Below are 19,447 nucleotides of genomic sequence, written 5' to 3'. Positions count from 1 at the left end.
CTGCTTCCAACGGAGCGAAAGCTTCATTCGGAAGTGCCAGGCGGTCGTGGTAGAGCCATGGGAACAGGACCGATGAAGATTGGACTGCTTTATAGTCGAAGCGGTGCTTGTGGCATCTGGGTGCCTGCCAAGGACGCCGCCGCAACCGTAGCCGCCGCCGAGATCAATGCCGGCGGCGGGATTCTGGGCAAGGATGCCGAACTCGTCATCGCAGATTGCGGCTCCTGCAATTCCCAGGCGATCGAGGCCGTTGATACACTGGTCAAGGTCGAGGGTGTCGACGTCATCATCGGCGTTCATCCCAGCGGCATTCGCTATACCATCAGCAACAGGCTGGCCGGCCAGGTCGCCTATGTCTATACCTCGCAATACGAGGGGGTCTTGTGCGGTCCCTCGACACTTGCGATCGGCCCGCAGGATGAGGACTTCCTGACACCGGCTCTGCGTTGGCTGCATCAGGAAAAGGGCATGGAGCGGTTCTATTTCGTCGGCAACGATTACATCTGGCCGCACATGGCGTTCGATACGACGTGGAAGCTCGTGGCGGAGCAGGGTGCGCAGGTGGTTGGCGCCTCCATCCTGCCGCTACAGGTTCCCGATTACACGGAACTCATGGCGAAGATCGCCAGGAGCGGCGCCCAGGTCGTCGTTCAGGCGCTGGTCGGTCAGGCCGCCGTCGAGTTCAATCGCGCCTTCGCCGCTGCGGGGCTGGACGAACGTATCCTGCGCTTCGGTTTGATCACCGACGAAACGATCATCTGTGCCACCGGCGCGGATGCGTCCCGCAACCTGTTCACGGCGGCACGGTTTTTTGCCAGCCACCGTTCCCGCACCAACGACCTGTTTCTCGAAACCTATCATGGCATGTTCGGGGAATATGCGCCGCCGATCTCTTCGGTCAGTCTTGCCTGTTATCAGGGTGTCCACTTCGTTGCCGAACTGGCGCGTACGCTGGGCACCCGCAATCGCCGCGATCTAGCGCGCCATCTGCGCAGGCCGATGGAAAAGCGCTCCACCTACAGCCTGCTCGACGGCAAGCCGGGCGTAGCGCCGGAAGTCTACATGGCAAGCGCCGATGGCGTGAGGCTCGAGGTCGTCGCCAAGCTGACCCGGTGACGACCTCGATTGTCCTGTTTCAAAAGCCGGCGGGTCGGCGGGTGTGCCAGTCGGTTGCCTGCTGGTGGGCGTCCGCAACGCGCAGAAGCAGGGCTTCCGAGCTGTGCGTGCCGACCAGCTGGAACGCCACGGGGCGTCCGTCCTGTGAGAAGCCGCAGGGCAGGGTGACCGTTGGCACGCCCGCCGCGTTCAAAGGCGAGGTGAAGCAGAAGAGGGCGTTCGCATCCCCCGCGATGGCTGCCCGCATTTCGCCCCAGGTCGGGGTCATCAATCTTGAAGACCGGCAGGACCGTGATCTGGACGTCATCGAACATACGCCGGACGCTGCCTGTGAACTTGCGCCGCTCCCAATGCGCCTTGGCAAGATCCGTCGCCTTGGCGGCAAGACCGGTTTCCAGTCCCTTGCGAATGTAGGGGCCATAACGGTCAGCCTTGGCCGGATAGGTTTCCTCATGCGCCGCCGCCAGTTCCGACATGGACATGAAGCGGTGCCGCTTGATCAACTCCTCGATCGACGGGAAAACGGTGGGGACCACGTCGGCACCGAGGGTTTCCAGCATGTCGATGGCGGCCTCGACCAGCGCCAGCACGGCGGGATCGGCATCGAGGCCGATGAAATCGCGATCGATGCCGATCTTGACGCCGCGGGCGCCGTCGATTCCGGTCAGGGCTGCCAGATAGTCCGGCAGCGGTGCCGGAGCGACGTCGTGTCGAGAGGATCCCAGCCCGCCAGAACCTGCAGCATGGCGGCGCAGTCCGCCGTCGAGCGCGCCATCGGCCCGAGATGATCGAACGTGGCGGCCAGATCGAAAATGCCGTGGCGGCTGATGAGGCCCCAGGTCGGTTTCACCCCCGTCAGATTGTTGCAGGCAGACGGGAAGCGGATGGAACCGCCTGTGTCCGAGCCTATCGACGCGTAGGCCAGGCCGGCTGCCGGCGCGACACCGGAGCCGGACGAGGATACGCCCGTCCACAGATCGGATTTCCACGGATTGACAGGTTGCGGCAGGTCGGGATGGTGCTCCATGGTCGCCCCCTCCGTCATGTGCAGCTTGCCCAGCAGCACGGAGCCGGCGTCACGAAGACGGGTGACGACGGTGGCGTCATAATCGGGCATGAAGTCGGCGTGGATCGCCATGCCGCCGGTCGTGCGGATGCCCTTGGTGAAGCACAGATCTTTCACGGCAACTGGCACGCCATGCATCGGGCCGCGATAGCGGCCGCAGACAATCTCCGCCTCCGCCGCGCGGGCCTGATCCATCGCCAGTTTGGCTGTGACCGTCGTGTAGCTCTTGAGGCCGGGATCGAAGGTCCCGATCCGGCCCAGGAGCGTTTCGGTCAGTTCGACCGGCGATATTTCCCTGCGACGGATGGAATCGGAAATCACGGTGAAGGGCAAGTAATGGATGTCGTCAAACGGTATGGAGAGCTCCAGTCGGCATGGTGGCGGTGACCGTCGAGGACATGGGACGGCGGGTGTTGAGGGCCGCCGATGCCTCGAAGGCGGCAGCGATACGAAACAGCGTGGCTTCGTCGAAGGCGCGGCCGACAAGCTGGGCGCCAAGCGGCAGGCCGTTCGCGGAGAAGCCGATCGGAAAGGCGAGGGCGGGATGGCCGGTGGCGTTGAACGGCCCGGTCATCATGCCGCTCCATGGCGCAACGTCCTCGCTGTAGGTGTCCATCGCAGGGGCGGGCGTCAGCCCGGTCGGCGCGAGGATCGCGTGATAGGGGCCGAGAACCGTGTCGCTGATATAGGCCGCAAGTTCGCGGCGCAGTCGCAGCGCCTGGAGATAGTCGGCGGCGGACAGGATGCCACCCTGCAAAAGGCGCTGATAGGCGTAGCGGCCATAAGCCATCGGCCGGGTCTTCAGATCCTGTTCGTGAATGGCGAACGCCTCGGCATACATGATGGTCCGCTGGCAGGCAGCGAACTTGTCGTAGGGCGGCAGCGTCACCTCCTCGACAATGGCGCCAAGCGTGGCGAGGCGTTCGGCAGCGGCGTCCAGCATCGCGACGATTTCGGGATTGGCGACCGGATTGCCCACAAGGAAGTCACGGGCATAGGCGATCCGCATGCCTTTGAGATCCTGGCCGAGCCCCGCCGTGAAATCGGGAACGGGGACATCGACGGAATGGGGGTCGAGTGCATCGTGGCCGGCGATGACCTGCATCGTCAGTGCGGCATCCTCCACCGTCCAGGTCAGCGGGCCAGCATGGTCGAGCGTGTAGGACAGCGGGAAAATGCCGCGCTTCGGCACGCGGCCATAGGTCGGCTTGGTGCCGACGATGCCGCAATATGCCGCCGGACCGCGGATCGAGCCGCCGGTATCGGACCCCATGGCCATGGGAACCATGGAGGCCGCCACGGCCGACGCCGATCCCGAGGAAGAGCCGCCCGTCGTGTGATCGCGGTTCCAGGGATTGCGGGCCGGCGGATGGAACAGATCGAAACTCGGACCGCCGATGGCGAACTCGTAGGTGCCGAGCTTGCCGATCAGCACGCCGCCGCCAGCCGCCAGTCGTTCGGCAACCGTGCAATCCTGTTCCGGAACGTTTTCCAGACGCAGCCGCGAATGGCATGTGGTGCGGATGCCGGCGGTGTCGAAAATGTCCTTCAGGCCGTAGGGCACGCCCTGCATCGGTCCCTTGTCCACGCCCGCGGCAAAGTCGGCATCGGCCTTTCGGGCATCGGCCATCGCGCGCTCGGGTGTGAGGAGGACGAATGCGTCGAGATCGCCATCGACCGCCGCAATGCGGGCAAGGCTCGCTTCGGTCAGTGCGACCGACGATGTTTCCCCTGCCCGGAGTGCCCGACCCGCCTCGGCAATCGTCATTTCATGAAGGATCTTTGCAGTCATCACTCGGCTCCCGGCTTGAGCGTGAAGATATTGGAAGGCTCGGCCGCCGCCGTGCGTGGCCCGCGCAACCAGAACAGGATGCCCAGCGCCCGCTCGGCCTCCTCGACGCACCCTTGGCGCGTTCGGCCGGAATGCTGATGCCGGCCGTCATGAAGCGTGTACGCGCGCCGCCGTCGGAGGGTGGCTTGATGTCGGACATTTGTCGTCTCCCTGATGTTAGAATTTCTAAATAGTTGAAATTAAAAATATCAAAAAGCGATGTCTGAAGGCAATTGCCGAAGAAATATACGTATCAACATGTTGAAATAAAAGAATAAATTAACAAGTGCACAAAATCGCATAGTAGGCATGCGCAATAAAAGTTTGATATAGATAATATTGCGTGCGTCCATAACGCACGCAATGTGCGCCATGTCGGAGATATGGCTTCAGCACTCGAAACTTCTCTGCCGTTCAAGCCGGCTCATGGTCACGGAGATGTCACCGCCAATGAAACCACTATCCATGCACGGGGTTTGCAAAGGGGCTGCAGCCCGAGGTGTCGCGATTGCGACGATGTTGGTCGCAACCATGGCGGCTGTGCCCGCGTCGGCGGGGGGAACGCTGCGCGTGGCGATGACGGCCGCCGATATTCCCGATTGGGGCAGTGTGCCCGACCAGGGTTACGAAGGCCGCCGTTTCGCCGGATACACGCTCTATGACGGACTTGCGAACTGGGACCTTTCCAAGCCGGATGTGGCCGCCGACATCAAGCCTGGCCTTGCTACCGGCTGGCAGATCAATCCGGCCAACAACAAGCGCTGGACGTTCAACCTGCGGCCGGGTGTCAAGTTCCACGATGGTTGCGAGTGGAATGCGGACGGCGCGCTATGGAATTTCGAGCGCCTGCGCAACGACAAGGCGCCGCAGTACAACATCCGCCATGCCGGTCCGAGTGCGTCGTTTCTCATCAACGTCGATACGATCGAGAAGGTCGATGACCTGACGATCGCCATCAATACGAAAATTCCCGATTCGCTACTGCCCTACGAGATGTCGCTGGTCCTGATGATCTCGAGATGTGCGGTTGAAAAGGCCAATTACGACTACACCGCCGCATTGCAGACGCCCATGGGCACCGGCCCTTACAAGTTTTCCAGCGTCGTTCCGCACGAGCGGCTGGAACTGATACCCAACACGGAATACTGGGACAAGGAACGTATTCCTAAGCAGGACAAGCTTGTTCTCCTGCCGATGCCCGAAGCTTCGACGCGCGCTGCGGCACTTCTGTCTGGCCAGGTCGATTTCGTAGAGGCTCCGGCGCCGGACACGATCCCACAGCTTAAGGGTGCCGGAATGCAGATCGTCACCCGGCCCTATCCGCACAACTGGACCTATATCCTCCGCCACGACCGTCCGCCGTTCAGCGACGTGCGCGTTCGACAGGCGATGAACTACGCGATGAACCGCAAGGAAATGGTCGAGATGCTGCAAGGGCTTGCAGTTCCCGGTTACCAGACGCTGACCGAAAGCCAGCCATGGTATGGCAAGCCGGTGCGCTACGAATATGACCCCGACAAGGCCCGCAAGCTGCTTAAGGAAGCCGGCTGCATGCCGTGCAAATTCAAGGTCGGTATCTCCACGTCCGGTTCCGGACAGATGCAGCCCCTGCCGATGAATGAACTCGTCAAGGAACAGCTCGAGGCTGTCGGCTTTGAAGTCAAACTGGTTCCGATGGACTGGAGCGCGCTGGTCGGCGTGTGGCGCGGCGGCGGCCAGAAGAGCGAATTCGACGCCATCAACTTCTCGCTTGGTCCGATGGATCCGATGCAGGGTATCGTCAAAAAGTGGACGACGCGCTATTTCACGCCCAACGGCTTCAACTGGGGCCGTTACGCCAGCGCCGAGATGGACAGCCTTGGCGATCAGGCCCTTGCCACATTTGACATTCCCGCCCGCGATGCGCTCCTGACCAAGATGAACGAGCTTTCTGTGAAGGATGCGGTCGAACTCTACGTCGTGCACGATCTCAATCCGCGGGCCATGTCACCCAAGGTTAAGGGCTTCGTGCAGGCCCAGAGCTGGTTCCAGGATCTGACGCCGATTTCTGTCGATCCCTGACCCGTGTCTTGCGCTCTTCCTCTTCATGCCGGGGAAGGGCGCCGGCCGGGCGGACGGCCGCGGCAAACCGCTTTCGCCTCGCCATTTCCGCAACTCGAGCCGAGTGACACCGAACGATGTGGCTTTATACGCTCAGACGAATCCTGATGACCGTCCCCATTCTTTTCGGGGTAACGATCATCTGCTTCGCGCTGGTGCATATCGCCCCCGGCGATCCTATCCAAAACCTCCTGCCACCCGATGCGACCGAAGCCGATGCCGCACGCATGCGCTCCTTTTACGGTCTCGACCGGCCGGTACCGATCCAGTATCTGGTGTGGCTAGGCAACGTTCTGCGCGGCGATTTCGGCTTTTCGATCTCGAATAATTCCGCCGTGCTGGGTGAAATATCCCGCGCGTTCGGCAATACGGTGGTCGTCGCTATAGTATCGGTCCTGCTTGCGTTTTCCCTGTCGCTCGTTCTCGGTATCATTGCCGCCTACAACAAGGGTGGCACAATCGACAAGATCATCACGGCCATCTCCGTTTTCGGCATCAGCGTTCCCATGTTCTGGCTCGGTGTTGTGCTCGTCATCATCTTCGCGGTCGAGTTGAACTGGCTGCCGGCCACCGGTATGGGCGCGCAGGGTTCGGAGAACTTCAGCTATTTTCGCTGGGCGGACCTGCGCTTCGCAGTTTTGCCGATCATCGCGCTGACCCTACCGCCGCTGGCGATCATGACGCGCACCACCCGTTCGACGGTCGCCGAAATCCTCAACCACGATTTCATCCAGACCTTGCGCGCCAAGGGATTGAGGGAGCGGTCGGTGGTTTCCCATGTGGTGCGCAATGCCATGCCCCAGGTTCTAGCGATGCTTGGCCTGCAGCTCGGCTATCTGCTCGGCGGGTCCGTTCTGGTCGAAACGGTGTTTACCTGGCCCGGCACGGGCTTTCTTCTCAACAAGGCAATCCTGACCCGTGACATCCCGTTGCTCCAGGGAACGATTCTGTTTCTGGCGGTGGTGTTTGTCGGGATCAACCTGGTGGTCGACCTTTTGCAGTCGCTCATCGACCCGCGCATCAAGCGCAACTGAGCGAGGTGACATGATCGATACCATGGCCAATTTCGATATCGCCAATACGAAAGCACCCGCCGAGGTCAAGATACGCAGCTACTGGCAGAACGTGTGGCATCGGTTACGCTACGATTATGTGACGCTGTTCTGTATTGCCGTCATCGTTCTGATCGTCGCCGCCACGGTTCTCGCGCCCTATCTGGCGCCGATGGACCCCAACAAATCGAGCATTGCCAATCGGTTGAAGCCGATGGGCTATCGCAATTTCCTGCTTGGCACCGACGAGCAGGGCCGGGACATGCTGAGCCGCATCCTGTTCGGCGGCCGTGTGTCGCTGGTCATGGGCATCGTGCCCGTGTTCCTCGCCACGGTGATCGGCGGATCGCTCGGCGTGATCGCCGGTTACTTTGGCGGTTGGGTGAACATGGTGATCATGCGCACGATCGACATCTTTTTCGCGTTTCCGTCGATCCTGCTTGCTGTCGCCATCGCTGGGAGCCTTGGCGCGGGGATGTACAACCAGTTGGTCTCGCTGACCATCGTCTTCATTCCGCCGCTTTGTCGCGTGGCGGAAACGGCATCGAGCCAGATCAGGTCGATGGATTTCGTCGATGCCGCCAGAGCCAGCGGTGCCTGGTCCGGGTCCATCCTGAACAACCACGTCGTGATCAACGTCATCTCCCCGGTGCTTGTCTATGCCTCGACGCTGGTTTCCGCCTCGATCATCCTGGCGGCGGGCCTCTCCTTCCTCGGTCTCGGCGTCTCTCCGCCCACGCCCGACTGGGGACTGATGCTATCGACGCTGCGCCAATCTATCTACGTCCAGCCTTTCGTCTGTGCCATTCCGGGTCTGGCCATTCTTGTCACCTCGGTCGCCCTCAACCTCGTGAGCGATGGCCTGCGGGAGGCCATGGACCTCAAGTCCTGACGGAGCAAGCCATTACAAAAGACACCCAGACCCTCGCAACGGCAGCTGCCGATCGCGATCGCGGCGGCCCGGCCCAGCCGATGCTCATCGTCCGCAACCTGAAGAGATACTTTCCCATCCGGGCGGGGCCCGTGAACCGGCATGTCGCCGACGTCAAAGCGGTGGATGGCGTTTCCTTTACGGTGCTGAAGGGGGAGACGCTCGGCGTGGTCGGTGAATCCGGCTGCGGAAAATCGACGCTTGCCCGACTGCTTATGCATCTGATGCCGAAGGATTCCGGCGAGGTGATCCTCGACGGCGAGGCCGTGGGCGACGAACGCGGGCTCAGCCTGCGCGATCTGCGACGTTCGATGCAGATGGTTTTCCAGGACAGCTATTCCTCGCTCAATCCACGCCTGTCCGTTTCCGAATCCATCGCCTATGGACCGAAAGTGCAGGGCGCGACCAAAGACAGCGCCCGCAAGCGGGCCGGAGAGCTGCTCGACCGGGTCGGGCTCAACCCCGGCATCTTCGGCGCGCGCTATCCGCATCAGCTGTCAGGAGGGCAGAAGCAGCGTGTCAACATCGCGCGGGCGCTGGCGCTTGATCCGCGCGTGCTGATCCTCGACGAGGCGGTCTCCGCTCTCGACAAGACGGTGGAGGCACAGGTTCTTGAACTGCTCGAAGAGTTGAAGACGCAGTTCAACCTGACCTACATCTTCATTTCCCACGATCTCGAAGTCGTACGCCATATTTCGGACCGGGTGCTGGTCATGTATCTCGGTCGTGTGGTGGAGATCGGACCGGTCGAGAAAATCTACGCCAATCCGCTCCATCCTTATACAGCCGGATTGCTGGATTGCCGGCTGAGCGTCGATCCGCGCTACAGGGTCGAGGCGGCCCCTCTGGCCGGCGACCCGCCGAACCCTGTCAATCCGCCGTCAGGCTGTCATTTCCACACGCGATGCGCCTTTGCGGAAGGCGTTTGTAAAACGGTGTCACCCAACCTTGGCGATGCGCTTGCCGCCCCGACGGATGCCCATCTCGTGGCTTGTCATCGAAACATCGCTGGCTCGGGCCATTCGGCGGCGCCAGCGGTCGACGCGAGCTGGACCGGCGAACGGTGGATTGGCTGATGCAACTAATGACAAGAAAACCGACCGTGGAGCACCCGATGCCATCAGCCGCGCCACCCCCGATGGTTTCGGTTCGCGATTTGAAAGTGTCCTTCCTCAGTCGCGATGTCGTCACCCATGCGTTGAAGGGTATCTCATTCGACATCGCCAAGGGCGAGGTTTTGTGCGTGATCGGCGAATCCGGTTCCGGAAAGTCCGTCATGATGCGATCGCTGCTGAGGCTTCATCATCCGAAGCGGACCCGCGTTGAAGGCACGATGTCGGTGGCCGGCCATCAGATCGACAGCATTTCCGAAACGGCGATGTCGAACCTGCGTGGCTCGATGATCTCGATGATCTTTCAGGAGCCGATGACCGCGCTCGATCCGCTCTACACGATCGGCGACCAGATTGCAGAGACGGTGCGCCGCCATGAATGCTGTACCCGCAAGCAGGCCATGGAGCGGGCGCTGGAACTTCTCGAACTCGTGCGCGTGCCGTCGCTCGAGCGGCGACTGAAGGCCTTCCCGCATGAGCTTTCGGGGGGCTTGCGCCAGCGCGCCATGATTGCCGTCGCTCTGTCGTGCAAGCCACAGCTCCTGCTCGCCGACGAGCCGACGACCGCCCTCGATGCTTCGGTGCAGATCCAGGTCCTCGTTCTCCTGCGCAAATTGCAGCGGGATCTGGGCATGTCGATGATCTTCGTCACGCACGATCTGGGGGTTGCCGCGCAGATCGCCGACAAGGTTGCCGTGATGTACGATGGTCAGATCGTCGAATACGGCACGGCCGAGAGCTTGCTGCTCGATCCGCAGCATCCTTACACGATCAAAATGCTGGCCTCGACTGCCAAGGCCGGCCGGCACAGCGTCCCCCGGACCTTGAAACACACCTGAGCCAATTTGTGAGGACAAGATGCATCAGATCCAGATCGGACAACATGCCATAGACCGCGTCATGAAGCATCGGGACAAGGTGGAACTTTACGCTTCTATCGTGCTGGAGAAGTCAGCACTCATCGTCGTCGCCATGTAGAACTGCTTCGTGTCACCCGCATGCCGGCCGAGATGCCGCACGCCCGCGATGGCGTACCCAATATCAACCGCCTTGCGGCCGCCTTCCGGGCTGCCGGCGGCCACGTCGTCTGGATCAAGAATGCGATCTATCCGGAAACCCGGAAAAACTGGTCGGTGTGGGTCGACAATATGATGCATGACGACCTGCGCGAAGAGATGTGCCGCGAGATGCATCCCGGCAGCAACGGTTACGAGTTGTGGCCGGAACTCGACGTGAAGGCGCAGGATGCGCAGATCGAGAAGACCCGCTTCAGCGCTTTCATTCAAGGGTCTTCCGGCCTTGCCGAGTATTTCGAGAAGATCGGCGTCGATACGATCGCCGTTACCGGCACGGCGACCCAGGTGTGCTGCGAGTCCACCGCCCGCGACGGGATGATGCTGAATTACAAGGTCATCTTCGTCAGCGGTGGCTGCGGCGCGCCGACGGATGCCGACCACAATGCGACGCTGACCTCTTTGTTGCAGTCCATTTGCGACATCCGTCCAACCGACGACATCATCGCCTTGCTCGACGCCTAACCGGTGTCTGTCGTTGCCGGGTGGCGTCCATCCGGCGCCTGGCGGGGCCGGTGCGCTCTCACCGTCACGCTTGCGTTTTCGGCTCAGCCGGTTTGGCGGGCCGGCATTCGGGTATCCCTCCAGGGTTGCGTCTTCCGGGCGCCGACTTGGCCAAGAAAGGAATATCGCGTCCCGGGATGCGGGGAACGACGCAACCGATCCCGGTTCGATCAAAATCGTAATTTTCCGATGTGATTGTTGCAATTTCAAAATTGTATTTCGAATAGCATTATGCTATGCGGCAGCAACAATGAGCGGAGCAGCCGACGAGATTGGAGTAAAGCCGGCGGGCGTTTCGATTGATTCCACGGAGAGGAACAAGGTAGGCGAACATGAGTCAGAGTGCCATCAATGAACGACTGACCTATCTCATCACTAGCCTCAACAAGCAGATCGAGAACGATCTCGAGGATCGGCTGCGCCCGGGTGGAATTCCTGTGGAACAGTTCCGCATTCTCGAAGTGCTCGACGCCAGCGAACCATGCTCGATGGGCGAGATCGCCGCGCAGTCTCTGATCGAGCCGCCGACGCTGACGAAGATTATCGACAAGATGGTGACCGCCGGATACGTCTATCGGGCGCCCGATTCCAACGATCGCAGACGGGTTCTCATCCTGACTGCAGCTGGCGGAAAGGCGCTGTTCAAGAAATTGCGAGGCGTTTCCAGCGCCAACGAGAAGCAGCTTCTGGCGCATTTGCAGGACGAGAAGGCGAGCGAATTACGCGAACTCCTGCGCGGACTGATCCGCGACTGATCCGAACCGCTTTTACCGCGACAGGTGGCCCCCCGGCTGCTTTCGCAGTCGTTCCCCGTTCGGACCGACGCGTTGCCGCCCCGTGTTTTCACACAGGGCGTTTTTGCGCGTGCCGTTCGCCGTCGCAGGCGGGTTGAGGGATTTCCGGTCCTGCCGATGCGAAATTCCTCTTGTGTGGTCCGGGAATGTAGAATATTAATCATTTTCATATTCAACTATTTCTAAAGGCGCATAAGGCTCGGATATGAGTTCTCCGCTCTCCATCGATTCCGCCCGTCTCCGGTCCGATCTCATGGTCATGGGCGCCATAGGCGCAACCGCCGGAGGCGGGTGTTTTAGTCCGGCTGCTTCGGATGCCGTTCGCGAAGCGCGCAATCTATTGGCGTATTGGGCGAAGGAGGCTGACCTCTCGGTTTCCATCGATGCGATTGGCAATATGTTCGCTCGCCGCCAGGGAGACGATCCTTCGCTGCCTCCGCTTGTGATCGGCAGTCATCTCGACACGCTGACGCCGGCGGCCGCCGATCCGGCCAACCCGACGGATGCCGAAATGGCGGCCTTCACCGCCGCCAAGGCGGCTTATCAGACGATTTTCGATACGCACTAGGACTGTTCCGCGAAAAGCGGAAACACCCTGTCCCTATGTTTCAACGCATTTCCGAACGCAAAGCCGTTTTACACTTTTGCTGGAAATGCTCTAGGAGGCGAAATGCTGCGGCTTCATGGCGTTCTCGGCCATAGCAGCGATCCCAGTTTCCGGGGCAGGCTGCACAGGCTCGAACATAGTGACGGCATAGAGCTTCTGTTCGTGCCGCCTGAGGATGTCGGTCGCCGGCGTTTTCGCGCCGATACCGACCGTGGCACGGATTGTGCCGTGAGCTTCGACCGCGATGGCGATCTTCAGGACGGCGACGTGCTTTATCTCGACGAAGCCCGCGCCGTCATCGTCCGCTTCGGCGCCGAAAAGGTCTGGCGTTTGCGCCCGCGCGATCAGGCGGCGGCGTTGAAACTGGGCTGGAACGCCGGAAACCTGCATTGGCGCGTGCGCTTCGACGGCGATGGCCTCGCCATTCTCCTCGATGCGCCGCTTGAGACCTACCGCGCCCGCGTTAGATCTCTCCTGGAGGATGGGTCGGTCGAGGAACTCGGCGCCGATGTTTGACGTTCCCGCCGCCCTTGCCCTGCTTCATTACGGCGACAGCGCCTATCCGGCGGGAGGCTTTGCCTTTTCCTGGGGCGTCGAGGGCCTGATGCTCGACGGGCGACTCGACGGTGCGGTGGATCTCGACGATTTTGTTGCCGATCAACTGGGCATGCGCTGGAACGGGATGGATCGTGTCCTGTTTCTCAGGGCCTATGCCGCCTCCGACTTGGGGGCGGTGCGTATTGTCGATCTCCTGGCCGAGGCAATGACGCCGCTTGCCGAAATGCGCGAAGGTTCGCGCCGCGCCGGCAGGGCGCTGCTCGGTGTCGCCGCCCGTCATGGAGGGGCGCTTTCTTCGGCCTATCGCAGCCAGTCTTCCACCGATACGCGCCTCGGTCATCTTCCGGTCGCGCAGGCGCTGAGTTATCGCGATGCGGGCCTCGACACTGCGGCGGGCGAGATGCTTTCCGCGTGGACATTGGTCACCGGCCTCGTCAGCGCGGCCGTCCGGCTGGGCGTCATCGGGCATGTCGAGGCGCAGCACAGCGTTGTTCGCGCCCGCGGTGTCGTCGCCGGTCTTCTTTCCCGGCGTGCCGATCCTGACGCGGAACCCTGGAGTTTCACGCCGCTCATCGACATTGCCATTTCGCGCGGACCCTGCCGCGACGTGCGCATGTTCTCAACCTGAGGATCGACCATGATCAACCTCTCTCCCACCGAGATGGATCGCCTGATCGTCTTCACCGCCGCCGAATTCGCCAGGCGCAACCGCAGTCTCGGCATCAGACTCAGCCATCCCGAGGCGGTGGCGCTGATCACCGACGAGGTGATGACGGCCGCGCGTCGCGACATGGCCTATGAGGACATCCGGGACATGGCGGGCCGGCTTCTGACGACCGACGACGTGGAGCCCGGCGTCGCCGGCATGGTGAAAATGCTCTACATCGAATGCATGTTCGCCGAAGGCACCAAGGTGGTCGTGGTGTTCGAGCCGATCGCGCCGGGCGACCTGCCGTTGTCCGACGACATCGTTCCCGGCGACGTCATTCCGATGGATGGCGACATCGAGCTTTTTCCCGGAGCGCCTGTAGTTGCAATCGATGTGGTGAATACCGGCGACCGCGACATCCAGGTGCGCAGCCATTCGCATTTTTTCGAAACCAACCGCGCCCTCCGGTTCGACCGGGCGGCGGCCTGGGGCATGAAGCTCGACACGCCGGCAGGAACCGGCATCCGTTTCGAGCCGGGCGTCGTCAAGACGGCCCGGCTCGTTCCGCTTGAGGGCGGGCGCACGGTCATTGGGGAGGCGGGACTGGTGGACGGGCCGCTCGATGCACCGGATGCCCGCGAGAAAGCACTCGAAACCGCCCGCCTGCGCGGCTATCTGGGAGCCTGAGACTATGGTTACGATCAGCCGCCGCGTCTATGCAAATCTTTACGGCCCCACGACCGGCGATATGGTCCGGTTGGGCGATACCGGGCTTCTTGCCGAAATCGAAGAGGATTTCACGCCGCCCGGCCACGAACTTATGATCGGCGCGGGCAAGAACTTGCGCGACGCCGAGGGCATCAGCAGCCATCTGAAATCGTCGGACGGTACGCTCGACGTCGTCATCACGAACATCGTCATCATCGATGCGATGGTCGGTATCATCAAGGCGGACATCGGTATCCGCGAGGGCCGCATCGTCGGCATCGGCAAGGCGGGCAATCCGGATATGATGCCCGGCGTCGATCCGCGCATGATCGTCGGCTCGACCACGACGATCGTTCCCGGCCACGGGGTGATCTGCACCGCCGGCGCCGTGGAATGCCACGCTCATCTGGGGTCGCCCGAGCAGTCCGACCATGCGCTTTCCGGGGGCACGACCACGCTTGTCGGTTCGGCCGGCGCGGGCGCATCGGATGTCGGTTCGGGCACATGGACCAATTTCGGCCGCTTCCTGCAAGCCTGCGAATTCTCGCCAGTCAACTACTGCCTTTTCGGGCGAGGAGCTTCGAACGCGGCGGCGGTGGAAGAATCCGTTGCGGCCGGCGGCATGGCCATCAAGATCCACGAGGATTACGGTGCCGCGCCGGCAGTGATCGACCAGAGCCTGATCGCTGCCGACCGCAACGATTTCGCCGTGCACCTGCATACCGATTCCATCAACGAATTCGGCTTCTGCGAGGATACGATGAACGCGGTCGATGGCCGCACCATCCATATGTACCATGTGGAAGGGGCAGGCGGCGGCCACGCGCCGGACCTGATCAAGGTCGTATCCTATCCGAACGTCATTCCCTCTTCGACCAACCCGACAAGCCCCTACTCGCTTTATGCGACCGAGGAAGGCGTGCCGATGGGCATGATCGCCCACAAGTTGAACTACAATATTCCCGAGGACGTGCTCTTCGGCGACGCGCGCGTGCGCGCCCAGACGATGGCAGCCGAGGATCTCCTCCACGACATGGGCGCCATTTCCATCTTCGGTACGGATTCACATGGCATGGGTCGCCTTGCCGAGAATGTCGCCAATTGCTGGCAGCTGGCGAGCGTCATGAAGGAGCGCGTTGGCCGTCTGCCAGAGGAAAATACGGCGCGGGCGGATAACGAACGCATCAAGCGCTACGTCGCCAAGCTCACGATCAATCCGGCGATCGCGGTCGGCATCGACGACCATGTCGGTTCGATCGAGGTCGGCAAGATGGCGGATATCGTGCTGTGGCCCTACAATTCCTTTGGTATCAAGCCGCTGATGGTCATCAAGAGCGGCTTCATCGTCTGGGCTCCGAAGGGCGACGGCAACGGCAGCCTCGGTGTCGCCGAGCCGATGGTGCAGAAGCGCATGTGGGGTGCGCTTGGCGACGCGCCGCGCCATCTCGGCGTCACCTTCGTCTCCTCGCTGGTCGATGCGGATGCCGCGATGCGACGGCTTAACCTGCAAAAGCGCATGGTGACGATCAAGAGTGTGCGTTCGCTCACCAAAGGGGACATGGTCCGCAATGCCGAAATGCCGCATGTGGAGGTCGATCCCCAGACCTTCGAGGTGCGCGCCGACGGCAAGCTTCTGATGTGCCCGCCGGCGACGCGGGTGCCGCTGGCAAGGAGGTACATGTTGCGATGAACATGGCTTTGACAAACCGTCGCGGCGCGGCGCGGGTCGGGATCGGCGGCCCGGTCGGTTCCGGCAAGACCGCGCTTGTCGAGCGGCTGATCCCCGAACTTCTGGCGCGTGGCATCGATATTGCCGTCATTACCAACGACCTCGTGACCAATGAGGATGCCGAGCGCATCCGCCGCTCGGGCCTCATCGATCCGGCGCGGGTGGTGGCGGTGGAGGCGGGCGCCTGCCCGCATACCGTCATCCGCGAGGACCCGACACTGAACATCGAGGCCGCAGAGGATCTCGAACGCCGGTTTCCCGGTGTCGAACTCATTCTGCTCGAAAGCGGCGGCGACAATCTCGCCTCGACCTTCTCGCGCGATCTCACCGATTTCTGGATGTTCGTGATCGATGTCGGCGGCGGCGATGACATTCCGCGCAAGAAGGGGCCGGGCGTCATCCGGGCCGATGTACTTGTCATCAACAAGACCGACCTTGCGCCCCATGTCGGCGTCGACCTCGAACGAATGCATCGGGAAGCGCTTTCCGTGCGTGGCGAGCGGCCGGTGCTGATGACCAATTGCCGTAAGGGCGAGGGGATCGACCGTCTGGTCGAACTGATCGAGCGCGAGGTGCTGTTTCGCGCGTGAACGCTATGGCTCCCCCGCCGGCCTTGCTCGACCTCGGCTTTTCGCTACGTGGCGGCCGCACGGTGCTCGATCGCCGTGTCTTCCGCTGGCCCTACGTGCTGACGCGCACCTTTCAGGTCGATCCGTCTATGGCTCACATGCTGACCGTCATCGTTCAGTCGAGCGGTGGCGCCATCAACGAGGGCGACCGGCTTGAACAGCGGTTGCGCCTCGAACCGGGTGCCGCTGCGCATCTGACCAATCAGGGCGCGTCCGTCGTTCATCGCGCGCGACCGGGCATGGCGGCCAGCGAGCGTGTTACCCTGTCGGTCGCCGCCGGCGCCATGCTCGAATACATGCCCGAGCCACGCATCCTGTTTCCCGACGCTGTGTTGAACCAGGAGATCGACGTCGATTGCGACCCGGAGGGCACGGCGATTATCGCCGATGGCTTCACGTTGCACGATCCCGAAGGACTTGGCCGACCCTTTCGGGGGCTGACGTCAAGGATCCATGTCCGGGTTGCCGGAGAGATGGCGATGATCGACCGTTTTACGCTCGATGGTACGGCGCGGTTGCGGGCGAATGCCTTCGGCTCGCTCGTCGTTGTCACCCGGCAGACGATCGATGCCGCCGCCCTGTCGCAACGGCTGGCCACGATTCCGGGGCTTTACGCGGTCGCCAGTCCCATGCCGAATGGCGCGGGTATCGGCATACGTCTCGCCGCCGAGGATCTTCGCGCACTGCGCGCCGGCACCGCTCTCGCGTGGCGGCACCTGCGACAGTGCTTCTTCGGGGTAGATTCAGCAGAGAGGCCTGTCGCAGGGGGTGGCGGGTAGCGGTCGTCCGGCGAGGCGAGCAACGCGATCGACCCGGTGCTGGCGCTGGTGCCGGCCGATCGCCGCGCGACCTTGATCGCGAAGCGCAAGGCGGGCGGGGCGAACGCAACCTATTCGCTGGACATTCGCCTGCAGGGCCACGAGGAAACCGTATTCTTTGAGGAGTAGGAAGGCATGAAGGGACAACTACGAAAGGACGGCGCTCGACCGCCAAATTGAACGATGAGAACTATCAAATAGTTGTCCTATCGGCGCTGTCCGATCGATCGCGCGACGTGATCGCGAGCTCGTGATTGACCGCGGTCGCCCAAAACCTGTTGAGCTTGCCGGCGTTCCTCTCTGGCGTGCCGCGCCTGAGCTCAGCCGCAACAGGCCGATGTCGTTAGCCGCCAGCATGTCTTTGGCGTCCTCACCTCCGACCATCATTTGTGGCAAGCACAACGGTCGCTCCCCGCTATCACGCGACAACTCGCGCAAAGCGCTTGCGATATTCGGCGGGGGTCACCCCAACGTGGCGTGCAAAAGCACGCCTCAATGTGTCAGCATCAGCAAAGCCACAATGGGTGGCTACTCGTTTGGGTGTCTCATGGCCAAGCTCAAGTAAGCGTCTAGCGGCGTTAACGCGGACTTCTTCGACCCAGGTCGCGGGCGTAATTCCGACTTCGCTGCGAAACAGCCGAGCAAAATGTCGGGGGCTGAGCCCCAACCGCCTCGCCAATTTGGCGACGCTGTGATCCAATGCGGGATTGGCGGCGATCCAGCGCTGCAGCTCCTGCAGCGCCGAGCGACCAGCCGGCACCGCTTCGCCCTTGCGGCTGAACTGCATCTGGCCTCCAGGGCGCTTAAAGAACATTACGAGCTGGCTAGCGACTCGCATGGCGATCTCGCGTCCGAGATCCTCCTCCACAAGATTGAGTGCCAGATCAAGACCCGCGGTCACGCCGGCCGCCGTTCTAAGTCGTCCGTCGGTGACGTGAATTGCGTCCCGGTCTACGACGACGGAGGGGAATTTCTCGGCCAACACGTCCGCCACTGCCCAATGCGTAGTGACCCGCCGGCCATCAAGCAGCCCTGCGGCCGCGAGGAAGAACGCGCCGCTGCACACCGACCCGAAGCGTCGTGCCGTGGGTGCCCGGCGACGAAGCCACTCGACCACAATGCTATCCGCTGGTGCCTCGGCGGCGTTCGGGCATCCCGCGACGAGTAGCGTGTCGATCCTCTCGGTAAAGCCACGATCAATGATCCTGTCGGGCATCAGGTGCACACCCGACGAGCTACGGATCGGACCCGGACTTCCTGCCGCCACGAATAGCCGGTACGCCGGACAACCGGCCTGAGTGTTTGCTTCTGCGAAAACGTCTAGCGGGCCGGCAACGTCCAGGAGCTGCACGCCGGGCAGGGCTACGATCACAACAGTCTTTGCTTTCACTTTCATATCGGTGTCCGCTTCAACCTGCTTTTGTCCGTTTTTTACGTATTACGTCATTTGCTGACAAGCAGGCGTAGCCTTAACGTGGGGACGAGTAAAAAGTACAGGAGAAAGCAATGACGCCTATCGTCGAAGAGGCCGCCGTTCCCGATAGCAAATTGGGACGCGCGATCACTGAATATGTCCGTGAAACCGAGACGGAATTGCTCTTCAACCATTCCAGCCGCGTGTATCATTTCGGCGCGCTCGCTGGTGTTCATCGCGGGCTTAAGTTCGATCGCGAGCTACTCTATGCCGGTGCGATGTTTCACGACGTTGGCCTGATGCCCAGCCACAGCAGCAAAAACGAGCGGTTCGAAGTTGACGGCGCCCATGCCGCGCGCAACTTCCTGCGTAGCCACGGCATTGCCGAGCATGACGCCTACACCGTCTGGACGGCCATCGCACTTCACACCACGCCGGGCGTGCCGGAGCATATGCACCCCGTGGTGGCCCTAGTCACCGCGGGCGTCGAAATGGATGTGCTCGGGCTTACGTACCAAGAATACTCCGAGAAGGAACGCGAAGCCGTCGTGAAAGCGTTCCCGCGCACGCCGCGCTTCAAGGACGACATCATCCAGGCTTTCTACGACGGCATCAAACATAAACCGGAGACGACGTTCGGCAATGTCAAAGCCGACGTGATCGCCGACAAGCAACCAGGCTTCCAGCGCGGCAACTTCTGCAGCGTGATCCGCTGCTCGCACTGGCACGGCTGAACGCCCTTACCCCGTGGCGCTG

Annotated in this window: 20 protein-coding genes and 1 pseudogene; 17 read left to right on the top strand and 4 right to left on the bottom strand. The window is 61.9% G+C overall.

Going from position 1 to position 19,447, the window contains the following annotated elements; all coding sequences use genetic code 11:
- The first annotated feature begins 72 nt into the window (after positions 1 to 72).
- Positions 73 to 1,116, top strand: a complete 1,044-nt coding sequence (locus tag V1283_RS28370) for a substrate-binding domain-containing protein (RefSeq protein ID WP_334389890.1) — start codon at positions 73 to 75, stop codon at positions 1,114 to 1,116.
- Here the strand turns inward: V1283_RS28370 and V1283_RS28365 are convergent.
- From V1283_RS28365 to V1283_RS28355, 3 genes are all read right to left on the bottom strand, one after another.
- Positions 1,059 to 1,706 carry a hypothetical protein gene (locus V1283_RS28365; RefSeq protein ID WP_442895786.1) on the bottom strand — a complete coding sequence of 216 codons (648 nt, stop codon included), beginning with the start codon at positions 1,704 to 1,706 and terminating at the stop codon, positions 1,059 to 1,061. The two genes, V1283_RS28370 and V1283_RS28365, sit on opposite strands and share 58 nt — an antisense overlap.
- A gap of 74 nt (positions 1,707 to 1,780) precedes the next feature.
- Complete coding sequence (locus V1283_RS28360) at positions 1,781 to 2,515, bottom strand: amidase (RefSeq protein WP_334389889.1); 735 nt, start codon at positions 2,513 to 2,515, stop codon at positions 1,781 to 1,783.
- A gap of 13 nt (positions 2,516 to 2,528) precedes the next feature.
- Positions 2,529 to 3,974, bottom strand: coding sequence for an amidase (locus V1283_RS28355; RefSeq protein WP_334389888.1), 1,446 nt, complete (start codon positions 3,972 to 3,974; stop codon positions 2,529 to 2,531).
- 555 nt (positions 3,975 to 4,529) lie between these two features.
- Here V1283_RS28355 and V1283_RS28350 point away from each other — a divergent pair.
- The 15 genes and pseudogenes from V1283_RS28350 to V1283_RS28280 form a co-directional block, all read left to right on the top strand.
- Positions 4,530 to 6,074, top strand: coding sequence for an ABC transporter substrate-binding protein (locus V1283_RS28350; RefSeq protein ID WP_334389887.1), 1,545 nt, complete (start codon positions 4,530 to 4,532; stop codon positions 6,072 to 6,074).
- A gap of 116 nt (positions 6,075 to 6,190) precedes the next feature.
- A complete protein-coding gene (locus tag V1283_RS28345) occupies positions 6,191 to 7,147 on the top strand; it encodes an ABC transporter permease (protein ID WP_334389886.1) in 957 nt (318 codons plus the stop codon).
- Between the two features lie 10 nt (positions 7,148 to 7,157).
- A complete protein-coding gene (locus V1283_RS28340) occupies positions 7,158 to 8,057 on the top strand; it encodes an ABC transporter permease (RefSeq protein WP_334389885.1) in 900 nt (299 codons plus the stop codon).
- Positions 8,058 to 8,137: 80 nt separating this feature from the next.
- A complete protein-coding gene (locus V1283_RS28335; protein ID WP_334389884.1) occupies positions 8,138 to 9,172 on the top strand; it encodes an ABC transporter ATP-binding protein in 1,035 nt (344 codons plus the stop codon).
- Positions 9,173 to 9,210: 38 nt separating this feature from the next.
- A complete protein-coding gene (locus V1283_RS28330) occupies positions 9,211 to 10,047 on the top strand; it encodes an ABC transporter ATP-binding protein (RefSeq protein ID WP_334389882.1) in 837 nt (278 codons plus the stop codon).
- Between the two features lie 159 nt (positions 10,048 to 10,206).
- Positions 10,207 to 10,746: a cysteine hydrolase family protein gene (locus tag V1283_RS28325; protein ID WP_334389881.1), complete on the top strand. Its 540-nt coding sequence runs from the start codon at positions 10,207 to 10,209 to the stop codon at positions 10,744 to 10,746.
- A gap of 371 nt (positions 10,747 to 11,117) precedes the next feature.
- Positions 11,118 to 11,540, top strand: a complete 423-nt coding sequence (locus V1283_RS28320) for a MarR family winged helix-turn-helix transcriptional regulator (RefSeq protein ID WP_334389880.1) — start codon at positions 11,118 to 11,120, stop codon at positions 11,538 to 11,540.
- A gap of 244 nt (positions 11,541 to 11,784) precedes the next feature.
- On the top strand, positions 11,785 to 12,147 hold the full coding sequence (locus V1283_RS28315; protein ID WP_334389879.1) for a hypothetical protein: 363 nt from the start codon (positions 11,785 to 11,787) through the stop codon (positions 12,145 to 12,147).
- A gap of 102 nt (positions 12,148 to 12,249) precedes the next feature.
- Complete coding sequence (gene ureE / locus V1283_RS28310; protein ID WP_334389878.1) at positions 12,250 to 12,702, top strand: urease accessory protein UreE; 453 nt, start codon at positions 12,250 to 12,252, stop codon at positions 12,700 to 12,702.
- Complete coding sequence (locus V1283_RS28305; RefSeq protein ID WP_334389877.1) at positions 12,695 to 13,372, top strand: urease accessory protein UreF; 678 nt, start codon at positions 12,695 to 12,697, stop codon at positions 13,370 to 13,372. The genes ureE and V1283_RS28305 overlap by 8 nt, the downstream gene beginning before the upstream one ends.
- Before the next feature lie 9 nt (positions 13,373 to 13,381).
- Entirely contained in the window at positions 13,382 to 14,080 is a 699-nt protein-coding gene (gene ureB / locus V1283_RS28300) for an urease subunit beta (protein ID WP_334389876.1), read from the top strand.
- 4 nt (positions 14,081 to 14,084) lie between these two features.
- On the top strand, positions 14,085 to 15,791 hold the full coding sequence (gene ureC / locus V1283_RS28295; protein WP_334389875.1) for an urease subunit alpha: 1,707 nt from the start codon (positions 14,085 to 14,087) through the stop codon (positions 15,789 to 15,791).
- Positions 15,788 to 16,420, top strand: a complete 633-nt coding sequence (ureG, locus tag V1283_RS28290) for an urease accessory protein UreG (RefSeq protein ID WP_334389874.1) — start codon at positions 15,788 to 15,790, stop codon at positions 16,418 to 16,420. The genes ureC and ureG overlap by 4 nt, the downstream gene beginning before the upstream one ends.
- Before the next feature lie 23 nt (positions 16,421 to 16,443).
- Entirely contained in the window at positions 16,444 to 17,238 is a 795-nt protein-coding gene (locus V1283_RS28285; RefSeq protein WP_334389873.1) for an urease accessory protein UreD, read from the top strand.
- A 6-nt stretch (positions 17,239 to 17,244) separates the two neighbouring features.
- Positions 17,245 to 17,406: pseudogene (locus V1283_RS28280) on the top strand (protocatechuate 3,4-dioxygenase subunit alpha); the annotation flags it as partial.
- Between the two features lie 289 nt (positions 17,407 to 17,695).
- Here the strand turns inward: V1283_RS28280 and V1283_RS28275 are convergent.
- Positions 17,696 to 18,673 carry a GlxA family transcriptional regulator gene (locus tag V1283_RS28275; protein ID WP_334389872.1) on the bottom strand — a complete coding sequence of 326 codons (978 nt, stop codon included), beginning with the start codon at positions 18,671 to 18,673 and terminating at the stop codon, positions 17,696 to 17,698.
- A gap of 110 nt (positions 18,674 to 18,783) precedes the next feature.
- Between V1283_RS28275 and V1283_RS28270 the strand changes: the two genes are divergently transcribed.
- Entirely contained in the window at positions 18,784 to 19,425 is a 642-nt protein-coding gene (locus V1283_RS28270; RefSeq protein WP_334389871.1) for an HD domain-containing protein, read from the top strand.
- The last annotated feature ends 22 nt before the right edge of the window (positions 19,426 to 19,447 follow it).

Origin of the sequence: Bradyrhizobium sp. AZCC 2262, from assembly GCF_036924535.1 — a bacterium.
Classification (GTDB): Bacteria; Pseudomonadota; Alphaproteobacteria; order Rhizobiales; family Xanthobacteraceae; genus Bradyrhizobium.
This window is presented reverse-complemented; position numbering and strand designations above follow the sequence as displayed.